This is a genomic window from Enterobacter cloacae complex sp. CARB60, from assembly GCF_036487345.1.
In the GTDB taxonomy this organism is placed as follows: domain Bacteria; phylum Pseudomonadota; class Gammaproteobacteria; order Enterobacterales; family Enterobacteriaceae; genus Enterobacter; species Enterobacter asburiae_D.
In genome coordinates, this window is the sequence record NZ_JAZKLC010000002.1 from 2,489,531 (window position 1) to 2,510,975 (window position 21,445).

At 55.6% G+C, this 21,445-nt stretch carries 20 protein-coding genes; 8 read left to right on the plus strand and 12 right to left on the minus strand.

What is annotated here, in order from left to right; translation table 11 throughout:
• The 3 genes from V4835_RS12815 to V4835_RS12825 form a co-directional block, all read right to left on the minus strand.
• Positions 1–192 (minus strand): YnbE family lipoprotein, encoded by a 192-nt coding sequence (locus tag V4835_RS12815; RefSeq protein WP_014169918.1) that lies wholly within the window; start codon positions 190–192, stop codon positions 1–3.
• A complete protein-coding gene (locus V4835_RS12820; RefSeq protein ID WP_331412393.1) occupies positions 189–2,828 on the minus strand; it encodes a YdbH family protein in 2,640 nt (879 codons plus the stop codon). Before V4835_RS12820 ends, V4835_RS12815 begins: the two co-directional genes overlap by 4 nt.
• A gap of 127 nt (positions 2,829–2,955) precedes the next feature.
• Positions 2,956–3,279 (minus strand): hypothetical protein, encoded by a 324-nt coding sequence (locus tag V4835_RS12825; protein ID WP_331412394.1) that lies wholly within the window; start codon positions 3,277–3,279, stop codon positions 2,956–2,958.
• Positions 3,280–3,605: 326 nt separating this feature from the next.
• Between V4835_RS12825 and V4835_RS12830 the strand changes: the two genes are divergently transcribed.
• Positions 3,606–4,595: a 2-hydroxyacid dehydrogenase gene (locus tag V4835_RS12830; RefSeq protein WP_331412395.1), complete on the plus strand. Its 990-nt coding sequence runs from the start codon at positions 3,606–3,608 to the stop codon at positions 4,593–4,595.
• A gap of 406 nt (positions 4,596–5,001) precedes the next feature.
• On the opposite strand, the gene V4835_RS12835 is transcribed toward V4835_RS12830, so the two are convergent.
• Entirely contained in the window at positions 5,002–5,793 is a 792-nt protein-coding gene (locus V4835_RS12835; protein WP_331412396.1) for a DUF6694 family lipoprotein, read from the minus strand.
• A 189-nt stretch (positions 5,794–5,982) separates the two neighbouring features.
• On the minus strand, positions 5,983–8,016 hold the full coding sequence (dcp, locus tag V4835_RS12840) for a peptidyl-dipeptidase Dcp (RefSeq protein ID WP_331412397.1): 2,034 nt from the start codon (positions 8,014–8,016) through the stop codon (positions 5,983–5,985).
• Between the two features lie 142 nt (positions 8,017–8,158).
• On the opposite strand from dcp, the gene ydfG reads away from it, so the two are divergent.
• Positions 8,159–8,905, plus strand: coding sequence for a bifunctional NADP-dependent 3-hydroxy acid dehydrogenase/3-hydroxypropionate dehydrogenase YdfG (gene ydfG / locus V4835_RS12845; protein ID WP_331412398.1), 747 nt, complete (start codon positions 8,159–8,161; stop codon positions 8,903–8,905).
• 91 nt (positions 8,906–8,996) lie between these two features.
• Positions 8,997–9,683 carry a GntR family transcriptional regulator gene (locus V4835_RS12850; RefSeq protein WP_063145668.1) on the plus strand — a complete coding sequence of 229 codons (687 nt, stop codon included), beginning with the start codon at positions 8,997–8,999 and terminating at the stop codon, positions 9,681–9,683.
• A 34-nt stretch (positions 9,684–9,717) separates the two neighbouring features.
• Here V4835_RS12850 and V4835_RS12855 read toward each other — a convergent pair whose 3' ends face one another.
• Entirely contained in the window at positions 9,718–10,149 is a 432-nt protein-coding gene (locus tag V4835_RS12855; RefSeq protein WP_023335546.1) for a universal stress protein, read from the minus strand.
• Between the two features lie 286 nt (positions 10,150–10,435).
• Here V4835_RS12855 and ydfZ point away from each other — a divergent pair, with 286 nt between their 5' ends.
• Positions 10,436–10,639 (plus strand): putative selenium delivery protein YdfZ, encoded by a 204-nt coding sequence (ydfZ, locus tag V4835_RS12860; RefSeq protein WP_014883679.1) that lies wholly within the window; start codon positions 10,436–10,438, stop codon positions 10,637–10,639.
• A gap of 43 nt (positions 10,640–10,682) precedes the next feature.
• Here ydfZ and V4835_RS12865 read toward each other — a convergent pair whose 3' ends face one another.
• The 5 genes from V4835_RS12865 to V4835_RS12885 form a co-directional block, all read right to left on the minus strand.
• On the minus strand, positions 10,683–12,146 hold the full coding sequence (locus V4835_RS12865; RefSeq protein WP_331412399.1) for a mannitol dehydrogenase family protein: 1,464 nt from the start codon (positions 12,144–12,146) through the stop codon (positions 10,683–10,685).
• A gap of 220 nt (positions 12,147–12,366) precedes the next feature.
• Positions 12,367–13,734 carry an MFS transporter gene (locus tag V4835_RS12870; protein ID WP_063145670.1) on the minus strand — a complete coding sequence of 456 codons (1,368 nt, stop codon included), beginning with the start codon at positions 13,732–13,734 and terminating at the stop codon, positions 12,367–12,369.
• A 73-nt stretch (positions 13,735–13,807) separates the two neighbouring features.
• Positions 13,808–14,827, minus strand: coding sequence for a Zn-dependent oxidoreductase (locus V4835_RS12875; RefSeq protein ID WP_331412400.1), 1,020 nt, complete (start codon positions 14,825–14,827; stop codon positions 13,808–13,810).
• Between the two features lie 14 nt (positions 14,828–14,841).
• Positions 14,842–16,056 carry a D-mannonate dehydratase ManD gene (manD, locus tag V4835_RS12880; protein ID WP_331412401.1) on the minus strand — a complete coding sequence of 405 codons (1,215 nt, stop codon included), beginning with the start codon at positions 16,054–16,056 and terminating at the stop codon, positions 14,842–14,844.
• Positions 16,057–16,168: 112 nt separating this feature from the next.
• Positions 16,169–16,495 (minus strand): YnfA family protein, encoded by a 327-nt coding sequence (locus tag V4835_RS12885; RefSeq protein WP_032657499.1) that lies wholly within the window; start codon positions 16,493–16,495, stop codon positions 16,169–16,171.
• A 152-nt stretch (positions 16,496–16,647) separates the two neighbouring features.
• Here V4835_RS12885 and V4835_RS12890 point away from each other — a divergent pair, with 152 nt between their 5' ends.
• Complete coding sequence (locus tag V4835_RS12890; RefSeq protein ID WP_063145673.1) at positions 16,648–16,986, plus strand: DUF1283 family protein; 339 nt, start codon at positions 16,648–16,650, stop codon at positions 16,984–16,986.
• Positions 16,986–17,546, plus strand: a complete 561-nt coding sequence (gene speG, locus V4835_RS12895; RefSeq protein WP_126794116.1) for a spermidine N1-acetyltransferase — start codon at positions 16,986–16,988, stop codon at positions 17,544–17,546. The genes V4835_RS12890 and speG overlap by 1 nt, the downstream gene beginning before the upstream one ends.
• Positions 17,547–17,712: 166 nt before the next feature.
• Here speG and V4835_RS12900 read toward each other — a convergent pair whose 3' ends face one another.
• A complete protein-coding gene (locus V4835_RS12900) occupies positions 17,713–18,423 on the minus strand; it encodes a YnfC family lipoprotein (RefSeq protein ID WP_331412402.1) in 711 nt (236 codons plus the stop codon).
• 104 nt (positions 18,424–18,527) lie between these two features.
• On the opposite strand from V4835_RS12900, the gene V4835_RS12905 reads away from it, so the two are divergent.
• Together V4835_RS12905 and ynfE are read left to right on the plus strand one after the other, a co-directional pair.
• Positions 18,528–18,794: a DUF1161 domain-containing protein gene (locus V4835_RS12905; RefSeq protein WP_029739394.1), complete on the plus strand. Its 267-nt coding sequence runs from the start codon at positions 18,528–18,530 to the stop codon at positions 18,792–18,794.
• 132 nt (positions 18,795–18,926) lie between these two features.
• Complete coding sequence (gene ynfE, locus V4835_RS12910; protein ID WP_331412403.1) at positions 18,927–21,365, plus strand: selenate/tellurate reductase subunit YnfE; 2,439 nt, start codon at positions 18,927–18,929, stop codon at positions 21,363–21,365.
• The last annotated feature ends 80 nt before the right edge of the window (positions 21,366–21,445 follow it).

Here is a 21,445-nt window from a genome sequence, read left to right on the forward strand (position 1 = left end):
TCAGAACAGATCGCTGCGCGATTTCAGCAGGGTTTCAACGTCTTTATCGACCTTAATATGGATCTCATGTTCGATTTTGACATTCATATTGATGGTAATCGGCTCCTTTGGCGCAGCGACTTCAATACGCGGCGTACAGCCGGTCAGTAGCGCGGCAACGGCAACGGTGAGCACACCAGCCATCTTTTTCATTGTTGTTCCTCACTTTCCTTGCCAGTCGAACTGCGGGGAGCAGGTATCGCCGCATGTTGCTCAAACCAGGTTTGCAGGTTGTCCCCAAAACGCAGGCTGCGCCAGAGGGTAAAGACATTCTCGTCATGGGTATAGTTCAGGTTGACGGAGCTGCTTTTGCCGTCCACCCGGCTGGTCCCCTTGATGGTCGCCTGCATGGTTAATTCACCCAGGTTATCTAAATTGATTCTCGTCCACGAGCGTGAAATTTCCATATAGCGGAGCCAGTTAATCGCCGCGCCCGCAACCATATTATCCTTCACGATGGCGTCTGCCGTATCTTTGTCGATACGTAGCGTCATGGGCCCCGGGTTGGTCAACCAGCCATCTTTAATGATCCATTTTTCATTGTCCAGCCAGAACGGCAGCGCCCCGCTGACCGGCCCTGACATGGCAAACTGCTTCGGGTTGACGGCGCTAATCAGCTCGCTGGAGGAGATATTGTCCACGCGCAGCAGGGCCGGATCGTGCTGAGGCATCCGCAGCTGCTGCATGGTGATCTTTCCGCCGAGGGTTTCCACCTTCACGTTGGTGAGCAGCAGCGGGTTGTCCTCCGTCCAGGGATAATCCCCCTGTAGATCGGCGGTAATGTTGCGCGCGGTCACCAGGTTTTCCACTTCACCGATGCGCAACGTGACCGGACCGCGCGTGCCGAGAGACCAGGTTCCCTCGCTAAAGCGGAACGGCAGAACAAAATCGACGCCGTTAATCTGGTTATCCGGCATCCAGGCGCTGCCGGATTTCAGCACGCCGTGCCCGCCCGCTTCAAAGCCCTGATCGGCCGCCGCCGAGAAGGCGACCTGCGCATAAAGTTCCCCGTCGCGCAGCGTCATTTTCCAGTCCGGCGGGATCAGCGGCTGGAATACGGTGAGGGACTGTTTCGGCCACCAGGCCTGCCCGCGAAGACGGACGCCGTCCCAGCGACCGTTCACCTGTACCGGACCGATTTTCTCCGCATGGAGGTCGCCCTTAAACTGAAAAAGGGTCGGGTCGGTGCCGTCGACGCTGAAGGTCAAGACCGAGGGCGGCAACGCGCTGCCGCCGGAGAAGCGGGTTTGCCCTGCGTTGAGCGACAGCGCGCCGCTGAAGGCCGGTTTATCGGGGTCACGCAACCAGCGCACCGGCCGATCCAGCACCAGACGCGGCTTGCTGACCTCCATCGTGCCGTACTGGAGCTTGTCAAAACCGGTGGAGAGCGCCGTCAGCTCAATAAGGTTGTCGCGCCACTCGCCTTTCCCGGCGACATCCCAGCGGGCATGCATCGGCGTAAAACCGCCTTTACCCCAGTAGCGCCACTGCCACAGGCCGTTATCAGGTAAAAAGTCGTTGGCCTGGCCGTCCAGGTGGAGTTCAAAATCACCCATCTTGTTTTCATGGGCGCGCAGAATCGCCTGTAAACGGCCGTCCACGCCCTTCTGCGTCAGCTTCACGCCCGCCAGCGGCCAGCGGATTTCATCGATATCGAGTGAGTCAATGATGCGCCCGCGCGAGCGGAGCAGCGCGCCCGGCTCAAAGGCCAGCTGCGGTTCATACAGGCTGCCGGTCAGCGTGGCGGGCAATTTAGCGTAAAGAATGAGATCGTTTTGCTTCGCCTCGCCGCTGAGAGTCAGGGGCATGTCGCTGTTTTCCATGCCGAGCCTGCCGGGCCCAATATTCAAGACCGCGTTGCCTTTCCCCGCGTCACCGTGGGTAAGCACATTCAGTCGTCCGGTCAGGGTGGTTTTATCCAGTCCCTGCTGCCAGTTGTCCGCGCGAAGGGACACGCGCCCGCTCAGCGGCATACCGGAAAGATCCCAGTTCCAGCGCCCGTCGCTGATGTTCAGCTGCTCCGCCGTGACCTGCCACGGCAGATCGAGCAGCGGATCGGGGTTGTCCCGCGCCATTACGACCAGCTGCCCCTGATTGTCTTCCCAGTCCAGATCGGCATCGACCAGAGACGTTAACTGTGGCACGTTAAAGGTCGCGACCGCGTGGCCTTTCACCGGCACGCCGTCAGGTACCAACGGCAGCGTGAACTCGCCCACCAGCTTAATCGGCTGCGGCTGGTCCGGGAGCTGTACATCGAACTGGCTGACCGAGAGCGTCTGTCCGCGAAGCGTGCCTTTAATGCTGACCTGCTCGCCTTTATAGGCGATCTCCTGACGGGACGGGGTCAGCGATGCCTGAAGTTCGCCCTGCCACTGCTGCCAGGGCGACAGCGTAAGACGGTGAACCGTGAGCCAGGTATTGGGTAACACTGCCTGCCACTGTGCCAGCGTTTTGGGGGCAACCGTTGAGGGCGCAGACTGGGGAATTTTGCTCAGACAGACGGAGTTAAGATCCAGCGCGCCGATATCCAGTTTCCAGCGGCTAGGATGTGACAGCGTCACGTTATCGATGCGGGCAATTTCGCAGTCTTCAACCAGATAGCGAAGATCGGGGATCACCAGCGCGTGGCGAGTCAGTTTCGGACTTTCTTCGAATGCGATGCGCGTCCCAACGGGCAGCCAGATCCCGGCGAGCGTCGGTACCCACTGGGCGAGCGTCATCAGCAGCGTCAGCGGCAACAATATGAACAGCAGTAAAAGCGCAAGAGCGGCTTTGTATTTACCCTTCATGGGCAGTTAATATCCTGATTTAGCGAAAGAATTAAGCCGGCAGTGCCGATCATTGTCGCATGTTTAGCTGGTCAGTTGAAGTCAAAGCCAGGTTTAAGGATAGATGCTGTAACGTTAAGTTGCGAAACTAGGGCCTGTTCCGAGGCATCGCCAGAAGGTAAAGCATGGCGAATATCAACGACCCCCAATACACCGAGTCATAACGCCAGGGATCAAAATCAATATGTAAAAACCCGCTAACAAACTCATAGCCGTTGGCAAAAACGTTAATTTGAATGGCTGCAATAGCTATCACAAACAGCGTATAGGCGATGAACAGAGGATATTTACGCAGCCTGTTGACCTTGAGTTTCCCTATCAACAGTAAGAATAAAACCGTAATTGATACAACAAAATAGTACAAGGCGGGCAGCATCGGCGGAGATAAGGACAACTCCAATTGTTGAGACATGCATCATTCTCCATATTTGTCAGAAACTCACCCGGTTTATAATATCTTCCCATCACATCCGGAAGCGTTGCAGTTTTCACACCCTCTTGCCATTCTTTAACCTAATCGAGACAGGCGTTTCTCGCATCCTCTACCCACTCCATTTTCCGCTACATGCCCTGTTCAGATCCGCGCCGAAGATTTCTCGTAGTAAGAATATCATGGAGTTAGGGTGTACATATGCTCTAGAATAATTGATAGAACTTATTGAATTCAATAATATTTTAGAAATTGTAAAATAATTTTAATCATGCTAACGTGAATGCAAAATCACTGGAGAAAGTCTTATGAAACTCGCGGTATATAGCACAAAGCAGTACGACAAAAAGTATCTGCAACATGTTAACGAGGCTTACGGGTTTGAGCTTGAATTTTTCGACTTTCTGCTGTCCGAAAAAACCGCCAAAACGGCGCACGGCTGTGAAGGCGTCTGCATTTTTGTTAACGACGACGGCAGTCGTCCGGTGCTGGAAGAGTTGAAAAAACAGGGTGTGAAGTACATTGCCCTGCGCTGCGCGGGCTTTAATAACGTGGACCTCGACGCGGCGAAAGAGCTGGGTCTGAAGGTGGTGCGCGTGCCGGCGTACTCCCCGGAAGCGGTCGCGGAACATGCGATTGGCATGATGATGTCGCTCAACCGTCGTATTCACCGCGCTTATCAGCGTACCCGTGACGCCAACTTCTCGCTGGAGGGGCTGACCGGCTTTACCATGTACGGCAAAACCGCGGGCGTGATCGGCACCGGTAAAATTGGCGTGGCTGCCCTACGCATTCTGAAAGGCTTCGGCATGCGTCTGCTGGCGTTCGATCCGTACCCAAGCGCAGCTGCGCTGGATCTGGGCGTGGAATACGTCGACCTGCCGACCCTGCTCTCGCAGTCTGACGTGATCTCCCTGCACTGCCCGCTGACGCCGGAGAACTACCACCTGCTTAACGAGGCGGCGTTTGACCAGATGAAAGACGGCGTGATGATCATCAACACCAGCCGCGGCGGGCTGGTTGACTCTCAGGCCGCTATCGAAGCGCTGAAAACCCAGAAAATTGGCGCGCTGGGGATGGACGTGTACGAGAACGAACGCGATCTGTTCTTTGAAGACAAGTCTAATGATGTGATTCAGGACGACGTGTTCCGCCGCCTGTCTGCCTGCCATAACGTTCTGTTTACAGGGCACCAGGCGTTTCTGACTGCCGAAGCGCTGATCAGCATTTCAGAAACCACGCTGGGGAATTTGCAGCAGCTGGAAAAAGGCGAGGCGTGCCCTAACGAAATCGTGTGAGTGTGTATTGCCCGGTGGCGGCAACGCTACCGGGCGTTAATCGGTTATTTTGTTAATACCGACCCACCGAAACACAATTTACGGGTAAAGGTTATTACCAGAGTTTTACGCTTCCATCTGGCTGCTTATCACCTACAGGCGTCATGTCATACACCCTGGAATAGGCTTTAACATTTCAAATCCATTTTAATTCATAATAAGTGAATGAATAAAACACCTTATTTCACCATGCTTGTCCCGGTTTTATTTCCAATTTCCGAGCGGAATTATTCTAAAGGTCACCAAAGGATGTGGAGCGTGTTGAATAGCTAAACGACCATTCTCTTCCAGCAGTATATTTTTCGTTCACCACGTTTCCTCTCAACATAAAAAAACCCGCCGAAGCGGGTCAATTATGAGTCATAAATCAAAGATTATTTTTCTTAAGATCTTCAAGCCTGCTGTCATCTTTCTTTGTGAACCCTGTTGCATCAAACAACGCCTGGCGATCAGGCCCGTCTACCCTTACGACGGTCACAGTGAAAACGGCATCAGTTGGGACATAAAGTCGACCCCATTCAGAATCCTTAGGCGGAAGCAGAGTCCACGTGGCTTCTTCATTTGGTTTAAGTCCACCAGGAACATCGTAAAAGAAATTACTTACCAGCCAGGGTTCTGAATGCCCACTGCCTATAACCACTCCCTGAAGGTATGCCCTGGAGATAACGGTATCAGTATTGTTTTTAACGACCAGTTTTATTATGGGTTGTGGCTTACCGTCTTCCCGGGGCTCCTTGATAAGTTGGGATGATAAAACCGGGACTTTTTTCAGCGCTTCTATGGCTTTCTCTGCGTTAGCTTTTCTCTGTTCCAGCCCTTTGATTTCCTGAAGCGCCTGCTCTTTCTGCTTAAGCTCTTTCTCCGCGTTTACTTTCTGAGCATATGAAATTACTTCGTCGGCAGTCTTTCCAGACAGAGAATCGCGCATCTTTTTGCTTAGGTCTTCTTTGTCACTTTGTATTAGATCAGCCATATTGATGTTACTGAATGCCACCACCTGTAGAGCCTTATCAAACTCACCCCGCTTATTCTCCGGAAGTGACTCTCTGACTTTAGCTATAGATGATTTCATTGCGTCATCAGTTGATGAATCAATTTTAGGTTTATCACAACCGGCGAGTAAAAAGGAAAGTAATATTACGCCAACTATTTTTTTCATGTCCCTATTCCATCGGTAAAAATTAGGAATAATCTTATCAGGAAATGACGCAACAAAAAACATGCATACAGTGCATTTACGTGATTTTCCGCGCGGCAATATCCCCACCATCGACGCAGCAATATCAGGTAAGAAAAATGACAAAAAACCGGGCATCAAGCCCGGTTATATTTTCAGCTGCTGATGACTCTACTCACTCAACCCGCGATTCTCCAGCATCGGTTCAATCTTCGGATCGTGCCCGCGCCAGTTGCGATACAGTTCTGCTAAATCCGTACTGTTACCACGCGACAAAATCGCCTCGCGGAATTTTTGCCCGTTTTCACGGGTCAGGCCGCCCTGTTCGACAAACCACTGATAGCCATCGTCAGCAAGCATCTGCGTCCACAGGTAGGCGTAATATCCCGCCGCGTAGCCGCCGCCAAAAATATGGGCAAAATAGCTGCTGCGATAGCGCGGCGGTACGGCGGGCAGATCCAGCCCCTCTTTTTTCAGCGCTGCCGCTTCAAAATCCTCCACGCTCGAAACGGCCTCACCGATGCCGTGCCAGTTCATGTCCAGCAGCGCGGCAGCCAGCAGTTCCGTCATGTCATAACCCTTGTTGAAATGGGTCGCGTTGAGCATGCTTTCCCGCAGCGCGTCCGGCATCGGTTCACCGGTTTCGTAATGGCGGGCGTAGTGGGTAAACACCTGTGGGTGGCTGGCCCAGTGCTCGTTAATTTGTGACGGGAATTCAACGAAATCACGCGGCGTGTTGGTGCCGGAGAGCGTGGCGAAACGCTGGCTGGCAAACAGGCCGTGTAGCGTATGGCCGAACTCGTGGAACAGGGTTATCACGTCATCCCATGAGAGAAGCGCGACGCCGCCGTTAGCCGGTTTTTGGTAGTTACAGACGTTGTAGATCACCGGACGGGCAGCAAACTCGAAGGATTGCTCGACGAAATTGCCCATCCAGGCTCCGCCCTGCTTGGAATCGCGGGCAAAGAAGTCGCCGTAAAACAGCGCCATGCCCTCACCGGTGTGGTCGAAAATTTCCCAGACCCGGACGTCCGGGTGATACACCGGGATATCGAAGCGCTCCACAAAGCGGATGCCAAAGAGCTGGCTTGCTGCCCAGAATACGCCATCGTGCAATACGGTATTGAGCGCAAAATAGGGTTTGATTTGCGATTCATCGAGGGCATATTTCGCCTGGCGCACGCGCTCGGCGTAATAAGCCCAGTCCCAGGCCTGCACGGTGAAACCGCCCTGCTCGTCGTCAATGACTTTCTGAATATCGGCCTGCTCGCGCTCTGCACGGGCGCGGGCGGCAGGCACGATACCGCGCATAAAGGCCAGCGCGGCGTCCGGGTTTTTCGCCATCTGGTCGGCGGTGCTCCAGCTGGCGTAATCCTCAAAGCCCAGCAGGCGGGCCTGCCGCGCACGTAGCGCCGTAAGGCGGAGGATCAGCTCGCGAGTGTCGTTTTCATCCCCTTTCTGGGTGCGCGTCCAGCCCGCGTTGAACAGGTTTTCACGGGTCTGACGATTGCGCAGCGCGGAAAGCGCGGGCTGCTGGGTCGTGTTCAGAAGCGGGATCAGCCAGCGATCGTTTAGCCCTCGCTCCGCGGCAGCCTGCGCCGCGTCGGCGATCTCGCTGGCGCTGAGCCCGTCAAGCTGGTGCGCGTAATCCACCACAAGCCCACCCGTCTTATCTGCAGCCAGCAGACGCTGATTAAACTGGCTAGTCAGGGTGGCCGCCTCGGTATTCAGCGCCTTCAGCTCGGCTTTTTCTGTTTCATTGAGACGTGCCCCAGCCAGGATAAACCGCTGGTAAGTCTCCTCGACCAGCCGACGAGATTCGGCGTCCAGCGCGGCACGGTCCTGCCAGACGCTCTCCACGCGGGCGAACAGCGTGTCATTTAGCCAGATATCGTTCGCCAGCGCGGCAAGCTCGGTGGAGAACTGCTCCTCAAGCTCCTGCAGGTACGCATTGGTGTGTGCGGAGGTCATGGCGAAGAAGACGCTGCTGACCCGCGAGAGCATGGCGCCGCTTTTCTCCAGCGCCAGCACGGTGTTAGTGAAGTCAGGCGCAGCAGCCTGAGACACGATGGCGTCAATGTCCGCCCGCTTCTGGCGAAGCGCTTCATCGAAGGCCGGACGATAGTGGCCGTCGTTGATTTCATCAAAATGGGGGGCCTGATAGGGCAGCAGGCTGATGTCAAAACAGGGATTCGTGGCCGTCATCTTTCGCTCCTGAGTACGGGTATCCTCCCAGAGTAGGCCAGGCCGCCATCCCCTGCAACGCCGTCATACAAATGTTGCCTTAACGCACCCTCTGCGGCCGTGCTATGTTAGTACAACACAAAAAGCGTTGAGGAACAGTGAGATGATTATTTTAGTTACCGGGGCAACGGCAGGTTTTGGTGAAAGCATCACGCGTCGCTTCGTCGCCAACGGGCACAAGGTTATTGCGACCGGTCGCCGCCAGGAACGTTTACAGGAGCTGAAAGACGAATTAGGCGACAGCATCCTGACCGCGCAGCTGGACGTGCGTAACCGCGCGGCCATTGAAGAGATGATTGCCAACCTGCCCGCCGAGTGGCTCGCCATCGACGTGCTGGTCAACAATGCCGGTCTGGCGCTGGGCATGGAGCCTGCCCACAAAGCCAGCGTTGAAGACTGGGAAAACATGATCGACACCAACAACAAAGGGCTGGTCTATATGACCCGCGCGGTGCTGCCGGGCATGGTCGAACGCAACCGCGGCCACATTATCAATATCGGTTCCACCGCCGGGAGCTGGCCTTACGCGGGCGGCAACGTCTATGGCGCGACGAAGGCGTTTGTGCGCCAGTTCAGCCTTAACCTGCGTACCGATCTGCACGGCACCGCCATTCGCGTCACCGATATCGAGCCGGGCCTGGTCGGCGGCACCGAGTTTTCCAACGTGCGTTTCAAGGGCGATGACGCGAAAGCGGGCAAAACCTATGAAAATGCTAACGCGCTGACGCCGGAAGATGTGACCGAAACGGTCTGGTGGGTGGCGACGCTGCCAAAGCACGTCAACATCAATACCGTTGAAATGATGCCAGTCAGCCAGAGTTTTGCCGGACTTAGCGTCCATCGTGGCTAAAACGGCCCTTCCCGGCCTGCGGGCCGGGTCTGTTTCGGGCCCTAAAAGAATGGTAGTATGTTCAGGCTAACACTCTGAGAAATGACAACTCATGGCCGCTGAATCGCAACTCAATCCCACCCAGCCCGTAAACCAGCAAATCTATCGCATTTTGCGACGTGATATTGTCCATTGCCTGATCCCACCGGGAACGCCGCTTTCAGAAAAAGAGGTTTCCGTGCGTTTTGACGTTTCCCGTCAGCCGGTGCGTGAAGCGTTCATTAAGCTTGCCGAGAACGGACTGATACAGATCCGCCCGCAGCGCGGCAGCTACGTGAACAAAATTTCACTCTCTCAGGTACGCAACGGCTGTTTCGTTCGTCAGGCCATTGAATGCGCGGTGGCGCGCCGTGCCGCAACGCTTATCAACGATAACCAGTGTTACCTGCTGGAGCAGAACCTGCACCAGCAGCGCATTGCCATTGACCGCAAGCAGCTTAATGATTTCTTCCAGCTTGATGATGAATTCCACCAGAAACTGGCGCAGATTGCCGATTGTCAGCTGGCCTGGGACACCATCGAGAACATCAAGGCCACCATTGACCGCGTGCGCTACATGAGCCTCGATCACGTCTCCCCGCCGGAAATGCTGCTTCGACAGCATCATGATATTTTCAGCGCGCTTGAAAAACGCGATGCCGACGGTGTGGAAAAAGCGATGACGCTGCATCTGCAGGAGATCAGCGAATCCGTGCAGCTGATTCGTCAGGAAAATAGCGAGTGGTTTAGCGAAGAGTAATATTACGCCGCCCCTTTCGGGTGCGGCGACCTGATTAGCGAACGACTAACACCGGGATCGTGGCGTAGCGCAGAATAGATTCCGCGTTTGAACCCAGCAGATGGGTGGAGATGCTCGGATTTTTCGACCCGATGACAATCGCATCATATTCCCCCTCCTTGCTCAGCTTGATAATTTCATCGCGGACGTTGCCAAAACGCACCATGCTGTGAATATTCTCCGGGGCGATATCGAACAGTCTTTTTAACTCGTTCATTTTCTTGCCGGATTCTGCGGTCATATACTCTTCAAACTTTTTAATATCGGCGTTGAACCCGCGCAGCAGAGACCGGCTGCTGGCTGGCAGAATATTGACCAGGGTAATCGACGCGCCCTCAGCCTTCGCCAGGTTTGCCGCGTGGCGAACCGCTTTGTCGCTCAAATCCATTTCAAACACGTCTACAGGCATCAAAATGCTCTTATACATAAGCCTGACTCCTTATTCCGATGAAGGGTTATTTCCTGCACCCAGAATGACATCCGGAATATAAACCAACCCTCAACACTTCCCTGTCGAAACTATCAGTTAATGAAAATAACGGTCTGCTTTGTAAATTACCGTCGTGAACCGTCAGCGCCCGACGAAATAAAGAAAAAAGTGTGAGTTTGATCAAAAACAAAAACATGAAGCGCGGACAGGCGTATTTATATGCCCCGTGAACGGCAAACCTGAAATAGGGCCGTAACGAACAGGTTAGAGAGGAGAATATACCATGATGACATACGACCGTAACCGCAATGCAATCACCACTGGCAGCCGCGTCATGATTAGCGGCACAGGCAAAACTGGCGTGATTAAAGCGATCCACAGCGACGGGCTGGACGCCGCGCAGGTGCGCCGCAGCAAAACGGTTGAAGTGGAAGGATGCGAAGGTAAGTTCGAGCCGATTGAGCTGATTCGCCTGGGGATGCACTAAGCTGTGCGCAGACATGCCGCCGCACGCGGCGGCATGTGCTGAATTACCGTTGGGACGCGTACTGCGCCACGGTTGCTTTCGCGCCCTGTTGCAGCAACAACCGGTACGCGGTCATCACCGCAGCAACGAAGCGCGGCTCCTGCGGTAACTCTTTACCAAAGATGGCCTCAATGCCGAGCAGCGCGCTAACCCGACTTTCCCCTTCCGCACTGCCCTTCACCGCCGCCTGAATCACCGCCAGCTGCGGATCGCTCACGTCAATCGCGTTACCCTGCTCATCCACGCCGCCGACATAGCGCATCCACCCTGCCACACCCAGCGCCAGCAGAGGGAAAGGTTTCTGGTGCACCAGGTGCCAGCGCACGGAGTCCAGCATACGCTGCGGGAGCTTCTGGCTGCCGTCCATCGCGATTTGCCATGTCCGATGGCGCAGGGCCGGGTTGCTGTAGCGGGCAATCAGGAGATCGGCATAGCGGCCTAAATCAACGCCCTTCACTTTCAGCGTGGGTGCCTGCTCGTTAAGCATCAGCGCGTGCGCGGCGAGGCGGTAGTTCTCATCTTCCATACAGTCGTTGATATGCTGGTATCCGGCCAGATAGCCCAGGTACGCCAGGAATGAGTGGCTGCCGTTGAGCATGCGCAGCTTCATCTCTTCAAACGGGATCACGTCTGACACCAGCTCAGCTCCCGCCTTTTCCCACTCGGGACGCCCTGCCACAAAGTTATCTTCGATCACCCACTGTCGGAACGGTTCACAGGCTACTGCCGCCGGGTCACGCACGCCGGTCAGCTGTTCGATTTTATCCAGCGTATCGGGAGTCACCGCGGGCACGATGCGGTCCACCATGGTTGACGGGAAGGTGACGTTAGCCTCGATCCAGTCCGCCAGCTCGCCGTCTACCGCACGGGCGTAAGCGCAGGTCACATTGCGCATCACGTGGCCGTTCTCCGGCATGTTGTCGCAGGACATCACGCTAAATGCAGGCAGACCCGCCGCTTTGCGACGCGCCAGCGCTTCCACCACCACGCCCGGCGCAGATTTCGGCTGGTGCGGGTTTTGCAGGTCGGCGACGATAAACGGGTGATCGAGCATCAGTTGCCCCGTCGCCGGCGAGTGGCAGTAGCCTTTCTCGGTGATGGTCAGCGAAACGATCGCCACCTGCGGTTCACACATCGCTGCCAGCACGGTCTCCAGCCCGTCAACCTGCGCATGCAGCGCCTTTTTGACCACGCCAACCACGCGGGATGTCCATGCATCGGCAGACATCTCCGCCACGGTATAAAGATTATCCTGCGCGTTCAGATCGGCAATCTGCTGCTCGCCGCCAATCAGGTTAACCTCACAGTAGCCCCAGTCGCTGCCGTGCTCAGCGGCGAGAATATCGGCATACACCGCCTGATGCGCGCGGTGAAATGCGCCGAAGCCTAAATGTACAATGCGTGCTTTAAGGCTGTCGCGATCGTACTGAGGCAGCGTCGCGTTGGCCTGTAATAAGGTATTTTCCATGATTAAGACTCGTTAATTAGAAAGCTGTGGATCGCTGCCGCGCCTTCTGAAGCGGCAGCGCCTGCTGACTACACCAACTAGAATGGCAGTTGGGGTAAAAAAATAACTGCCATCAACCATACTGATACTGCCGTTAGAGATTTTGATTTATATTAACTTTTGCTCATGTGGTGTGACATAAACATAAAGTTGTGTGATAAGTCACGAAAGCTATAAACCATTAGCGTCGCGAAGAGATCGCGCCGTAACCCACACTCTCTTCTGGCGCGGATTCCGCTGCGTCTTGCGCCGCGCTCAAATCACGGTCGCGCACTTCCGGCATCAGGATCGCCGAGACCAGCCCAATCGCGGAATAGACCACCAGCATGGCAACAATCGGCCACCAGGAGCCGGTCATATTGCAGAAAATCCCCGCCAGCACCGGACCAAAGCCCACCGCCACCAGACCGCCCGCCTCTTTTGAGATAGCCATACGGGTAAAGCGATTTCGCGAGCCAAACATCTCCGCCATAGTGATATTTTCCAGCGCAAACAGCCCCAGCACGGCGAAGTTATGGATAACGATGATAGAGAGCATGATTGTCCCCGGCGCATAGCTCTTATCGACGATGATCGACAGCATCGGATACGCGAGAAGAATGGCGGAGATATTGAGGATAATGTACGGCAGACGGCGTCCCACTTTATCGGAAAGCCAGCCCAGCAGCGGAATGGAGATAAACCCGAGAATGGAGCTTATCATCAGCGCATCGGTAGGGATGGCTTTATCGAACAGCAGCGTCTGGACCAGATACCCGGCAAGGAACGTCTGGATCAGGCCCGAGTTGCCCGCCTGACCAAAGCGCAGCCCGGTCGCCAGCCAGAAGGATTTACTTTTCACCATTGAACCGAGCGACGTGTCCGGCTGCACGGTTTGTGCATCGTTCACTTTCTCAAACACCGGGCTCTCTTTCAGGTTCATACGCAGCCAGATGGCGAAGATCATTACCACGACGCTGGCGAGGAACGGCACGCGCCAGCCCCAGGCAATCAGTTCTTCACGATCGAGGGCAAAGAACATCACCGCCCAGATCGCCGTGGCGCTCAGCGTCCCGCAGTTAGTGCCCATCGCCACCAGCGAGGAGATGATGCCGCGTTTCCCTTTCGGCGCGTACTCCGCCAGCATGGTCCCGGCTCCGGAAATCTCCGCCCCGGCCCCGAGTCCCTGAATAATGCGCAGCGTCACCAGCAGAACCGGGGCAAAAATCCCGATCTGCGCATAGGTTGGCAGGACGCCAATCAGCGTGGTGCAGATCCCCATCATGGTGATGGTGATAAACAGCACCTTCTTACGACCAATGCTGTCACCCATTCGACCAAAGATAAAGGCGCCGACAATACGTGCTATGTAGCCTGCGCCGTAGGTCCCCATCGCGAGGATCAGCGCCATCGCGGCTGACTGTTCCGGGAAGAAGATCTCATGAAAGACCAGGGCGGCTCCCAGCGAGTAAAGCTGAAAGTCCATAAACTCCAGGGCGGTGCCCAGCCAGCCGGAAACGGCGGCTTTCACCAGATCGGAGGTGGTTCTTTGAGGTTGTACTTGCGTCATAATGGCTATCTCTGAAAGGTAAGATGCGTACCACATAGAGCCTGTCTGCGCAGGCTCTTAACCGCGTAAATGATTATTGGCCGAACGTGAGCAAGACTTTGCAGCACTGCCGCTGGTCTTTCTCAAACAGTTCAATGGCGTCTGTTACATGGTGATAGTCAAAGGTATGGGTGATCAGTTTATCCGGGTCGATCAGCCCCTTCTTCAGCCAGTCGATGACGACCGGGAATTTGTTGGCATTGAGGCGCGAGGAGAAGATCGCCAGCTCTTTGCCGGTGATGCCCTGCTGGACAATCTGGCTCGGCTCGCTGGAGAAGCCCATCAGCACGATGCGCGCCGCCGGTGAGGCCAGGGTTATCGCTTCCTGCAAAATCGTCGGATGACAGGCGGCATCAATGATTAACGTCGGTTTGATGCCCTTTTCGTCCAGCGCGGCCTGCAACGACTGCTCGCCGTTATTCAACACCCAGTCCGCGCCGCTGCGCTGGGCCATTTTCAGGCGTTCATCGATGCGGTCAACCACGATAACCTGCTTCACCTTATAGACGCCTTTCAGCGCCTGCACGGTGACCAGCCCCATCGGGCCCGCGCCGTAAATCAGCGCAACGTCCTGCTCGGTAGGGTTGGCCTGCCCCGTCACGTTGGCGGCGATGGTGAAGGGCTCAACCATGACGGCGTGTTTATCAGGAATGCCATGCGGGATAGGCCAGGCATTTTTAGCGGGCACTGTCGCATATTCGCTAAAGCCCCCGTCGCGGTGTACGCCCAGCACCACCAGCGAGGTGCAGACGTTCGGTTTTCCGACGGAACACGGGTAGCAGTGTCCGCAGCTGATCACCGGATCAACCGAGACGCGCTGGCCCAGACGGGTGCTGTCTACGCCCTCGCCTACGGCGTCGATCGCGCCAAAGAACTCGTGGCCGATCGTGCGTGGGTACTTCGCAAACGGATTATGGCCGCGATAGATGTGGCTGTCCGAACCGCAGATCCCCGCCAGCGTAATTTTGACGCGGACTTCGCCTGCGCCTGGCTCCGGGCGTGGCCGCTCTTCGATCACCAGTTCGTTCGGCTGTTGAATCACTACGCTTTTCATCGTTCGCTCCTCGTTTACCAGTTCCACAGCGTGCCGTCTTCAAGACGGGCCACCGGCAGATAGGCCGGATCGTAGGGGTATTTCGCCGCCAGTTTTTCATCAAACTCGATGCCCAGCCCCGGCTTGTCGCCCGGATGCATATAGCCGTTATCAAAGCGCCAGCTGTGCGGGAAGACTTCCAGCATCTGTTCGGAATAGCCCATATATTCCTGTACGCCAAAGTTTGGCACCCACAGGTCGAAATGCAGCGCGGCGGCATGGCAGACAGGCGAGAGATCCGACGGGCCGTGCGAGCCGGTGCGCACCTGGTAGAGCGAGGCGAAGTCCGCGATGCGACGCATCCCGGTGATCCCGCCCGCGTGGGTAATGGTGGTGCGAATATAGTCGATGAGCTGCTCTTCGATGAGCTGCTTGCAGTCCCAGATGCTGTTAAACACTTCCCCCACCGCAATTGGCGTGACGGTATGCTGGCGGATCAGGCGGAAGCAGGCCTGGTTTTCCGCAGGCGTTGGGTCTTCCATCCAGAACATGCGGAATTCCTCAATGCTCTTGCCGAAGCGCGCCGCTTCGATTGGCGTCAGGCGGTGGTGCATGTCGTGCAGGAGATGTTCATTAAAGCCGAATTTACTGCGCACCGCGTCGAACAGCTTCGGTGTGAAGTCGAGGTATTTTTCGGTGGACCACAGCTGTTCTTCCGGCCAGTCGCCTTTGGTCGCAGGCTCGTAGGCCTGCCCTTTCCCTTTGGCCATGCCGTAGGTGGTTTTCATGCCCGGCACGCCGCACTGGACGCGGATCGCCTTAAAGCCCATCTCTTTATGACGGGCGTAGTCTTCCAGCACGTCGTCAATCGTGTGGCCGGTGGTGTGGCAATAGACCATCACCCCTTCGCGGGATGCGCCGCCCAGCAGCTGGTAGAGCGGCATGTTGGCCGCTTTGGCTTTGATATCCCACAACGCCATGTCCACGGCGGAGATAGCCGACATAGTGACCGGGCCGCGACGCCAGTAGGCGCCCTTATAGAAGAACTGCCAGATGTCTTCGATGCGGTGCGCATCGCGGCCAATCAGCTGGGGGCAAAGGTGATCCTTGAGGTACGAGGCCACGGAGATCTCGCGTCCGTTCAGCGTAGCATCACCGAGGCCGACAATCCCCTCATCGGTGGTGATTTTAAGGGTGACAAAGTTCCGCCCCGGGCAGGTAACAAACACGTCAGCCGCGACAATCTTCATAGTTCCTTTCCTTACATCGTTCGTTGTGATGCTGGAAATTTACCCACCAACCCTACTACCATACAAGTATAATGATCACAAAATCAGCTAGCGATCACAAAACCCGGGGGACTCAGGCGCGCCCCCATCCCGCCACAATGATCAGCATACCGCACAGGGCAACCAGCGCGCCGGCCCAGTCGTACGCGCTGAGTTTGACGCCATCCACCACGCGTAACCACAGCAGCGCAGTACAGACATAGACACCACCGTAAGCGGCGTAGACGCGGCCGCTGGCAGCCGGATGCAGCGTTAACAGCCAGACAAACAGGGCCAGCGCGACGCTTGCCGGGATGAGCAGCAATACGGATCCCCCCTTCTTCAGCCAGAGCCAGGGCAGGAAGCAGCCGATGATTTCGCAGAGCGCGGTAGCAAAAAAAAGCAGCGTCGTTTTGAGCATAGTTAACGTCAGGTGAGGATCTATTTAGACATCATACCTGATAATGCCCTTTACTTTTCCATACTTGCCCCGCGGGTATGCCGTCATTTCTCTTTGGTGTAGAATCTGTACGGGGTAACTTGATTATCTGCACCCATTTAAAAGGAAACGCTATGACCACATTAAGCAAACGCCTTTGTCTGACAGCCCTGCTGGCGCTGTCATCGTTCGCCTTTGCCGCCTCTGCGACAGCGGAAACCAGTAAGCTCGTTATTGAGTCTGGTGACAGCGCGCAAAGCCGCCAGAACGCCGCCATGGACAAAGAACAATGGAATGACACCCGTAGCCTTCGTCAGAAGGTCAACAAACGTGCTGAAAAAGAGTGGGACAAAGAAGATGTCGCTTTTGACGCGCGCGATAAGTGTCAGCAAAGTGCAAACGTCAATGCCTACTGGGAGCCAAACACCCTGCGCTGCCTGGATCGCCGCACTGGCCGCACGGTAGCCCCGTAATGTCGGCGTCCTGCGATATTAAACTCCGTCCGCTGGAGCGTGAAGACCTGCGCTTCGTCCACCAGCTCGACAATAACGCCAGCGTGATGCGCTACTGGTTCGAAGAGCCTTACGAGGCCTTTGTTGAGCTGTCCGATCTCTACGATAAGCACATTCACGATCAGAGTGAACGTCGTTTTGTGGTGGAGTGTGAAGGCGAAAAAGCCGGACTTGTGGAGCTGGTTGAAATCAACCATGTTCACCGTCGGGCGGAGTTTCAGATCATTATTTCCCCTGAGCATCAGGGAAAAGGCCTTGCCTCACGGGCAGCGAAGCTGGCAATGGATTACGGATTCAACGTTCTGAATCTCTACAAGCTCTATCTGATTGTGGATAAAGAGAACGAGAAAGCGATCCATATCTACCGCAAGCTGGGCTTTATGGTGGAAGGCGAGCTGATTCACGAGTTCTTTATCAACGGTGAATACCGCAATACCATTCGCATGTGCATCTTCCAGCATCAGCACCTGGCCGGGCACAAGCCGTCAGGCGCAAGCCTGCTGAAACCTACCGCGCAGTGAGATTGATGATAAACCTTGTCATAAACCATTGAGCTGTCTTTCTGGCCGGGTGGCGCTGTGCTTACCCGGCCTACATTATGCAAGAGTATCAATGCTTTGCACGTTTCCCTGTAGGCCCGTGCAAGCGTAGCGCCGCCGGGCGAAACTCACAAAATGCACTTTATTCTCAGTAATATTCAATCGTGTTTTTGATGGTGTACTTGTGCTCAACGGCAGGTTTGACGCTGTCGTCGGTGATCGTCAGATCGCAGCTCACCGGGTTGTTGTGTCGGTCGTAGTCGCAGCTCTGCCTGACGTTGCCCATCGGCTTGTCATTCAGCATGCTCACCGCCGAGTAATCCATTCTTTTGCGAACATCTTTAGACGGCGTCGACTGGACGGACAGGTGCTGATCCCCTGAGACGGTGGTTTTGCCCAGCGGGTAGCCATCCGCATCGTAGCGATACTTCACCTCCATCTCTTTGCCGTGCGCCGCCACCACAAAACCGTTGTCGTCGGTATCCCACGTCACCCCGGCTGACGGCAGTTCGGCCAGCTGGCATTTCCCCTGCAGCTTCACTTTGCGCTGCTGGGTTTCCGCATCAAGGTAGTAATTGGCATCCAGCACCAGCGCCACGCCGGTGTTAGCTTCCAGGTCGTGCAGCTCCAGCGTATCGAAACACCCTTCCGTCGACACGGTGCCAGTGACTCGCTTGGACACTTCGCCCTTATCGTTGAACAGCGTCTGGGTAAAGTCTTTGACCGGGCCGCGCAGAGGGTCAAAATCAAATTCGTTCGAAAAACTCGCCATCTCGGGCGTAAACGACAGCGGCGCGGAGCTGTTGTCGCACCCCACCAGTGTTGCTGCCAGTAGCGTTATCGCTGCGTATTTCTTCACATTTATTACCGTAAAGGGAGATTATTCCCAATCATATTAGCAAATACAGTTGTTTACACGAAGCCTGCTAAAATTAATCTCTACACAGAGAAAAGGAGCAAGATATGAAACGGTTACCCTGGATTACCGCCCTGCTGTTAATGAGTGCCTCAACGGCCGCGCTGGCGGCACCGGATTCCTGCGAACGCGTGAAAAGCGACATTCAGCAGAAGATTATCAACAACGGCGTACCTGAGTCAGGTTTTACACTCAGCATTGTGCCGAACGACCAGGCCGACCAGGCGGGCACGCAGGTGGTGGGCCACTGCGCCAACGACACCTTTAAAATTTTGTACACCCGAACGGGCAACGGGGCTGCTGAAGCTCAGTAATTTACCCTCAATCCCCTTTGATTTGATGAGGATTAAGATCTAATACCACCAAATAAGTAACACTCACCCCATCATTAGCCCGGTTGTAATCACGGGTAAAAATAATACGTAATCTCAATGTTGGGGTGAGCCATGTCTGAGGTCGATCATCACGGCGGTATTAGCCGCCGAACTCTCGTGAAATCTACGGCTATAGGTTCTCTGGCGCTTGCCGCTGGCGGGATCTCGCTTCCTTTTGGTTTAAAAAGCGCCGCCGCGGCGGTGAAGAACGCCGTCCAGCCTGCTGAAGATAAAGTGGTGTGGGGCGCCTGCTCGGTCAACTGCGGCAGCCGCTGCGCGCTGCGTCTGCACGTCCGTGACGATGAAGTGTACTGGGTCGAAACGGATAACACCGGTGAGGATATTTACGGTAACCATCAGGTGCGCGCCTGCCTGCGCGGACGTTCAATTCGCCGTCGTATCAACCACCCTAACCGCCTGAACTACCCGATGAAACGCGTGGGCAAACGCGGTGAGGGCAAGTTTGAACGCATCACATGGGATGAGGCGCTGAACACCCTCACCGCCAGCCTGAAAGACGTGGTGGCCAAATACGGCAACGAAGCAGTATATATTAACTACTCCTCCGGCATTGTCGGCGGCAATATCACCCGCTCCTCCCCTTACGCTTCGCTGGTGGCGCGCCTGATGAACTGCTACGGCGGTTTCCTGAGCCACTACGGCACCTACAGCACGGCGCAAATCGCCTGCGCCATGCCCTACACCTACGGCAGCAACGACGGGAACAGCACCTCGGATATTGAAAACACCAAACTGGTGGTGATGTTCGGCAATAACCCGGCGGAAACGCGCATGAGCGGCGGCGGGATTACGTATTATCTGGAGCAGGCTCGCGAGCGGTCCAACGCACGCATGATCGTTATCGACCCGCGCTATACCGATACGGCAGCCGGACGCGAAGATGAATGGATCCCGATCCGTCCGGGTACCGATGCCGCACTGGTGGCGGGTATTGCCTGGGTATTAATCAACGAAAACCTGGTCGACCAGCCGTTTCTCGATAAATACTGCGTTGGCTACGACGAAAAAACGCTGCCGGAAGGCGCGCCCGCTAACGCACACTACAAAGCGTACATTCTCGGCCAGGGCGATGACCACACTGCAAAAACGCCGGAGTGGGCCTCACGCATTACCGGCATTCCAGCGGATCGTATCGTCAAGCTTGCCCGCGAAATCGGCTCCGCAAAACCGGCCTACATCTGCCAGGGCTGGGGACCACAGCGTCAGGCGAACGGCGAGCTGACGTCCCGCGCCATCGCCATGCTGCCTATTCTGACTGGAAACGTGGGGATTAACGGCGGTAACAGCGGCGCGCGTGAGTCAACCTACACCATCACCATTGAACGTATGCCTCTGCCGGATAACCCGGTCAAAACGCAAATCTCCTGCTTCAGCTGGACGGACGCCATCGCCCGCGGGCCGGAGATGACCGCCCTGCGCGACGGCGTGCGCGGCAAGGATAAGCTGGACGTGCCGATTAAGTTCATCTGGAACTACGCGGGTAACACCATCATCAACCAGCACTCCGATATCAATAAAACCCACGATATCCTGCAGGATGAAAGCAAGTGCGAAATGATTGTCGTCATCGACAACTTCATGACCTCGTCAGCGAAGTACGCCGATATCGTGCTGCCGGACCTGATGACCGTCGAGCAGGAAGACATCATTCCGAACGATTATGCGGGCAATATGGGCTACCTGATTTTCCTCCAGCCCGTGACCGCGCCGAAGTTCGAGCGTAAGCCTATCTACTGGATCATGAGCGAAGTGGCGAAACGCCTCGGGCCGGATATCCATCAGAAATTCACCGAAGGACGCACGCAGGAACAGTGGCTGCAGTTCCTGTATGCCAAAATGCTCGAAAAAGACCCCAAGCTTCCGTCCTATGACGAGCTGAAAAAAATGGGCATTTATAAGCGCAAGGATCCGAACGGACACTTTGTGGCCTATAAAAAATTCCGCGAGAACCCGGAAGCTAATCCGCTCAAAACGCCATCGGGCAAGATTGAAATATACTCCAGCAAGCTGGCGGAAATTGCGTCCACCTGGGAGCTGGAAAAAGATGAGACCATCAGCCCTCTGCCCGTCTACGCATCGACCTTTGACGGATGGGATGCGCCCGAGCGCGCACAGTTCCCGCTGCAGCTGTTCGGTTTCCACTTCAAAGCCCGTACCCACTCGAGCTACGGTAACGTCGATGTGCTGAAAGCGGCCTGCCGTCAGGAGGTCTGGCTTAATCCTGTCGACGCCGAAAAACGCGGCATTAAGAGCGGCGATACGGTGCGCGTCTTTAACCGTCGCGGCGAGGTGAGAATTGAAGCGAAAGTGACGCCGCGCATCATGCCCGGCGTGAGCGCCATGGGCCAGGGTGCCTGGCACGATGCCAATATGAGTGGCGATCGTATCGACCACGGCTCATGCATCAACACGCTGACGACCCATCGACCATCTCCGCTGGCAAAAGGCAACCCGCAGCACACCAATCTGGTGCAGATTGAGAAGGTGTAAAGGGTGAAACACGAGACCCTGGTTTATTCTATGGTCAGTATTATCGGTTAACACAGTGGCGCGGACGTCATCCGCGCGAG